The organism is Lutibacter sp. (assembly GCF_041555395.1).
Classification (GTDB): Bacteria; Bacteroidota; Bacteroidia; order Flavobacteriales; family Flavobacteriaceae; genus Lutibacter.
This window is the reverse complement of record NZ_JBFFKM010000087.1, coordinates 1-6,188: the sequence shown is the minus strand read 5'-3', so window position 1 is coordinate 6,188 and position 6,188 is coordinate 1. Positions and strand designations below refer to the sequence as shown.

The 6,188-nt window shown below is 31.1% G+C and carries 5 protein-coding genes; 3 read left to right on the top strand and 2 right to left on the bottom strand.

The features are described 5' to 3' along the window. The 3 genes from ABY285_RS12005 to ABY285_RS11995 form a co-directional block, all read left to right on the top strand. The coding region (locus ABY285_RS12005) for a cation-translocating P-type ATPase (protein WP_372770376.1) at positions 1-2,335 on the top strand (2,335 nt) is incomplete at its 5' end. 180 nt (positions 2,336-2,515) lie between these two features. Continuing rightward, entirely contained in the window at positions 2,516-2,944 is a 429-nt protein-coding gene (locus tag ABY285_RS12000; RefSeq protein WP_372770374.1) for a hypothetical protein, read from the top strand. Positions 2,945-3,324: 380 nt separating this feature from the next. Then, complete coding sequence (locus ABY285_RS11995) at positions 3,325-3,699, top strand: hypothetical protein (RefSeq protein ID WP_372770372.1); 375 nt, start codon at positions 3,325-3,327, stop codon at positions 3,697-3,699. Positions 3,700-4,263: 564 nt separating this feature from the next. Here ABY285_RS11995 and ABY285_RS11990 read toward each other — a convergent pair. Both ABY285_RS11990 and ABY285_RS11985 read right to left on the bottom strand, forming a co-directional pair. Continuing rightward, positions 4,264-5,325, bottom strand: coding sequence for a hypothetical protein (locus ABY285_RS11990; protein WP_372770370.1), 1,062 nt, complete (start codon positions 5,323-5,325; stop codon positions 4,264-4,266). 14 nt (positions 5,326-5,339) lie between these two features. Then, a partial coding sequence (locus ABY285_RS11985; RefSeq protein ID WP_372770368.1) for a tyrosine-type recombinase/integrase occupies positions 5,340-6,188 on the bottom strand: 849 nt, incomplete at its 5' end.

Here is a 6,188-nt window from a genome sequence, read left to right as displayed (position 1 = left end):
TCTTTTGTCAACGATTTTCATTATTATTTTCATTACATTTTATCAATATCAAAAAACTGAAAAAGCATTAAATGCACTTAAAAATCTATCTTCTCCCAGAGCATTAGTTATTCGAGACGGACAAGAAATAAGGATTGCTGGACGGGAAGTAGTACCAGATGATATCGTTATTTTAAATGAAGGCGACAGAATTCCTGCCGATGGAATTTTGGTTGATACATTAAATCTTACTGTAGATGAATCTATATTGACAGGTGAATCTGTTCCTGTCTTAAAATCTGTTCAGAAAGATACCACTAATGCACTTGGACTAGTATATAGCGGAACACTTGTGATACAAGGTAAAGGATATGTTAAAATACTTTCGACAGGAATTCATACGGAGTTTGGGAAAATTGGACGTTCATTATTAAGTATTGAACAGCAAGAAACCCGTATGCAGAAAGAAATGAAATCCCTTATTCGAAATTTGTTTTTTTTGGGAGCTATTATTAGTGTGGTGGTGGTTGTCGCTTTTTATTTTGTAAGAGGCAATTTTATCCATTCACTATTAAATGGTCTTGCTGCTGCAATGGCTATACTTCCTGAAGAGTTTCCTGTAGTACTTACCGTCTTTCTTGCTTTAGGTGCTTGGCGACTATCAAAGAAAAATGTATTAACAAGAAATCCTTCGGCTATTGAAACACTCGGTTCTGCAACAGTTTTATGCAGTGATAAAACAGGAACTATAACACAAAATAAAATGGAAGTTGGTATTGTGTATAACGGGAGTGAAACATTCTCGAAAAATACATTTTTTGACAATCAAAACCAGATTTCAAAAATTTTGAATTTTGCTCATCTTGCTTCACAAGAAAATTCCATAGACCCAATGGAAAAGGCTTTTAAAACTACAAACCAATCATTAAATAAGAATTTAGACACCTCTTTACAATTGCTTAAAGAATACCCATTAAGTAAATCACTATTGGCAATGACCAGAGTGTTAAAAGATAATGCAAATAATAAAATTATATTAGCAACCAAGGGCGCGCCTGAAATCATTTTTAAATTATGTAAATTAAATAATCAAGACACCGAAAAATATTTAAGCATTGTTGAGTCTTTTGCGGAAAAAGGATACCGAGTAATTGCTGTTGCAAATTCAACATTAGAATCTGCTGTTTTACCAGATTTACAAATTGATTTTGAGTTCAAGTTTCAAGGTTTAATTGGTTTGGAAGACCCTATTCGTCCAGAAGTCCCAAAAGCTATCAAAGAATGCAATGATGCTGGTGTAAAAGTAATTATGATTACAGGCGATTTTCCTACCACAGCCAAAAGTATTGCAAAACAAATAGGCATGAAGGTTGATGGCAAATTAATGACTGGCAGCGAATTAAATAAATTAAATGATGATGAACTTAGAATTAGAATTTCGAACATAAATATTTTTGCACGTGTTGTTCCCGAACAAAAACTCCGAATAGTAAGAGCTCTACAAGCTAATAATGAAATTGTTGCTATGACAGGCGATGGTGTAAATGATGCTCCTGCATTAAAAGCAGCCAATATTGGAATAGCAATGGGTAACAAGGGAACAGATGTAGCTAGAGAAGCGTCTTCTCTGGTTTTATTAGATGACAACTTTGCTTCTATTGTATCAGCAATACGTTTAGGAAGAAAAATATTTGACAATCTTCAAAAATCAATGTCATATATTATTGCCATCCATATTCCGATAATTGGATTAACATTGTTGCCTGCTTTTTTCTCCTCATTTCCAATACTATTAATGCCTTTACATATTGTTCTGTTGGAATTGATAATAGACCCTATTTGTTCCGTAGCTTTTGAACACGAACAAGAGGAAAAAAATATAATGAACAGAGAACCCAGAAATCCACAAGAAAAATTTTTTGGAGGAAATAAAATTTTCGCAAGTGTATTACAAGGGTTACTCCTCTTAGGAATGACAATGACAATTTACTTTCTTTCCATTCACGAAGGACATACAAACGAAGAGGTAAGAGCAATTGCATTTTCTTCATTGGTTATTGGTAATATCTTTCTAATTCTTACAAATCTTTCCAAATCAAGAAACTTTATTAAAGTTATTACAGAAAGAAATTGGGCTGTGTGGATTATTCTTTCAATAGCTATTATTATGTTGTTGCTTACTATTTCCATTCCATTTTTACAACAAATTTTCAGCTTCGAATTCCCAGGTTATAGACACTTTGTTTCATCGCTAATTGGTGCAAGTTCCGTTTTACTATTTCTCGAAACATTAAAATATTTGAAGAATAGAAAAACATTCAAACTCATAAATATGCCAGCCGCTAACAATGGCTAAAAAAAATTGCTTAATTCAATAAGATAGAATGGTTCTAAAATATAAAAATACTAAATTTAAACATCGGAAAATTACAGTTTCAAACCCACTACTTTTCCTAGCCTAAACCGTTAGCTGTAATTTGACACAACCACTCTAAACTTTTAGCATCTATATAGTATATAACTAAAAACTTAAATTATGAAAATTAAAATTTTGACTTTACTATTCGTTATAGGATTTGGATTTTTAACAAGTTGTAATAATGATGACGATAATTCTACTCAAGACAAAACAATAAGTGGAACTTGGAATTTAAAAAATGTAAGTGGTGGTTTACAAGGTGTAAATGTTAATTATAGTCGAGGAGATGTTAAATGGAGTTTTAGTCAGACAAATAATACTCTTATTGTAGAGAATAATGTGACAACTGAACCTAAAGTTATATATGCTGGATTTGACAGCGGAACGTATAATTATGAAATTCAACAAGGTGCCAATAATCAAATTTTATTTATAGATGAAATTGAAAGTGGTGGTATAATTTTAAATGAATTTTTTATTTTAGATCAAAATATAATAATGAGTGGTTCTGGAGCAGATGGTTTTGTTTTTAAATTCGAAAGATAAAAACTACAGCTAACATAGTATAAAATTTATGCTCAAATCGGATTTAATACAAACCGACAAACATTCAATAAAAATATTGCTTCGGCGGAAAAATTTCCGATTTTTAAGTCGCACAAATCATTATACGAACACGTTGCTAAAAATAGCGGAATTAAGCAAAAAAGCAGAAAAATTTCTTTAAAAATCAAAAATATAAAACCGACAAATTCCAGATTTTATACTGCTCAAAATGAGAAAAATTGAATCGGTCAGAGTTAAAAAAAGACATAATTAAAATTGAAACGGTCAGATTTTTACAGAACGGAAAATCTTAAAAAAGAAAAATAAAAACAAACCGAGAAATATTTGCCAGTTAGCTGAAATATTCCTTTTCGAAACATATGAAAAACAAAAAAACAATTGTTGTTATTACATTACTTATTATTGCTAGTATCTTCGTAATTGGAGCCGATTGGGCGAGTGAGACTATACATCAACTTTTTCATAGCTACTTTGCCGATATCGCTATTCCATTTGGATATTATTTGCTCCTTGTGCTTCTGGAAGATGAATATAAGTTGATTAAAAAATGGTATGTAAAGGCAATTGCAGTTTTTGTTCTTTGTTCTTTGTCTGAAACCCTTCAATACTTTGGTGTTTATGCCTTGGCGAGAGTATTTGATCCCATTGATTATGTGATGTATGCCTTGGGAGTGGTTTTAGCAGCCTTCACTGATAGGATAATATTTAAGAGAATGTTTAGTTTTTGGTATTAAGCCTTATAAAAAAGGAATACTTCGGCTAACAGTGGTTTTATAATCATTTTTGGATTGAGCAAAAAAGCGAAAATTCTAAAAAAGTAAAAATTGTAACAAACAGAAAAATAAATCAGATTTAGTTTCGATCTAAAAAATAAAATATAAACAAAGAACTGAGTTAAAATCCAAGTCTATTTACACTAATCTCGACACATATTTTTCATCATCATACAAACCCGTTAACCGAGTTGCAATGTCGCAACACCTATGTCGAAATCGTGTTGTATGACGTTGCAATAGCGTTGCAACGGCGTTGCTTGATGTTGCAAATGTGTTGTTCTTAATATTTCGAATCACTCAACAGCTTCATAATGAGGCTCCATCTTTATTGAAGTAACGTTGCAACGGCGTTGCGGTAACGTTGCAACGGCGTTGCAATTGTGTCGTTCTTAATATTTCGAATTACTTAACAGCTTCATAATGAGGCTCCATCTTTATTAAAGCAACGTTTCAATGGCGTTGCAATGCCATTGTTGATTGTTGCAAGGATATTGTAACCTGCTTGATTAATGTTTAAAATATTTATTTACAGTTAAACGTATTTTTAAATAAATAATCTAATGCATCTTTATCCGTAAATATCTTTAGGTTTTTTTTCTTTGATGTAATCACATAGGGCTTTTCAACATCTTGAGGCAACAATTCAAACTTTTCTGTGGAATATACTTGTAATTCGATTTTAAATTGCTTCACTCTTTGATCGTGTTGCCTGTTTTGTTCTGGCTCATAAAATTTCAACTTCGTTAGCTCCATCTGATGTTCCATATTTACATAATTCAAAAAGTTAGTCTTGCTATTATGAACTAATTTCATTTCAACCACGGCATCAAATAAACTTGTAATATTTGCCATTTTTGCTTCTGTAAAACTGTGAATCTTTTTATGGATATAAATAAATACTTCAAACGATTTAAATGTATCACCATATTTTTCAAATAAATTTTTAAGTATAGCCAAATCAGTAAAATGAAAATCTTCTTCAAATTTGTGTTGGCCATTTAAACTTATTAAAATCTTTAGGTTTGCTTCAAATTCAATAAATTGTCGGGTAGTAGTGTTATTTTTAAATTGCTCACTTTCAAAATAGGTGGCATTTCCATTTAGAAATTGCAATGTGTTTTCTGTTGTTGCCAGTTGTTGCTTCTGACCGTTTTGTCTTCCTTTCAGAAAATCTAAACGATTCATATTTTTTACCTGCTCTATGCCATTATCATCCTTTTCTCTTTTTACAAAACTAGCATCTAATACTTTTATCTTTTTATATCGTTCATTAAAATGTCCTAAAGCAATTTTCCGCTGTGCCGCCTTATCCAATCCATAAATACTTTCATTAAAATCATTGAAAAAATGTAAAAAAGGTTGGTCAATTTCTCTTAAAAATAGTCGTTTTAAATAATCATAAAATACATTGATAACTTTTTGTGTCGGTTTTAAGTCTATTTCTGGGTTTTCTGTTTCTGTTTTTTCTATTGAATAGTGGCGCGAAACATAAAACAATTCATTTTCAATCATAAAATCAAATTGCCCTTGTACCGAAAGATTATTTACTTTATCATTATTTAAAATGCCAAAATATTGTTTCATTATTTTATATAGTTTTATTCTGATTTAAGCAGGTTTGAATAATCTTTTGGTAGTTCCGCATCGATATCTCGGAGGTATTGTTCTAAGGCGGTCATTGTGGCATGACCTGTGATTAACATCAGTCTGCTCTTTGCTTCAAATTGAGAATATTGTTTTCTTAACTGTTGATATAACTTCGTTATAAAAGTATGTCTAAAACTGTACATTCCATAATTAACACCCAATTTAAAATGTTCTTTAACCTCCTTAAATCGTTTGGAAAAATGGTCTCTTCTATTGGTTTCATTTGCCTGCCACTGTCCTCCAATTTTTTCTGGAGTGAATAAATACAACTTTTTGTCCAGTTCTGACAAGTCTGGTATTTCTTTTAGTAAGTGGTCTGGTATAATTTTGATTTTCACCGCTTTGTTTTTTGCCTTGACATATAGTTTCTTGTCTTTAATATCAATATCCTCAATTCTCAAACGACATACTTCAATTGGTCTTAAAAGATTATACGATACAAATTGAACAAAAAGCAGCAATAAAGGGTCTTTTTCCTGCATATAATCATATATATCCTTTTGCATTGTAGGAGTATAAGTTTTATTACGCTCTGGTGTTGTTTTTAGGTTTTTAATCTTTTTGACAAAGTTGTCTTTAATAAGCTCGTTATCTTCCAAAGTGGTAAATAATGAACTGATAGAGGATCTATAGTTATTTCTGTTGCGTGTACTTGAAACTTTCAGTAAACTATTGAGATATTCTATAACCAGCGTTTTTGTGATGGTTGAAATTCCGTTGTTGTGTAATTCTTTTTCTGTCAACCATTTTTCAAATCGATTGATATGGCTTGAATATCCATGATATGAATTGGAATTTAG

What these genes read in the sequence shown, in the direction of transcription:
- ABY285_RS11995 (WP_372770372.1), top strand. Translation starts at nt 3,325, where the DNA reads ATGAAAAACAAAAAAACAATTGTTGTTATTACATTACTTATTATTGCT.
- ABY285_RS11990 (WP_372770370.1), bottom strand. Translation starts at nt 5,325, where the DNA reads ATGAAACAATATTTTGGCATTTTAAATAATGATAAAGTAAATAATCTT.
- ABY285_RS12000 (WP_372770374.1), top strand. Translation starts at nt 2,516, where the DNA reads ATGAAAATTAAAATTTTGACTTTACTATTCGTTATAGGATTTGGATTT.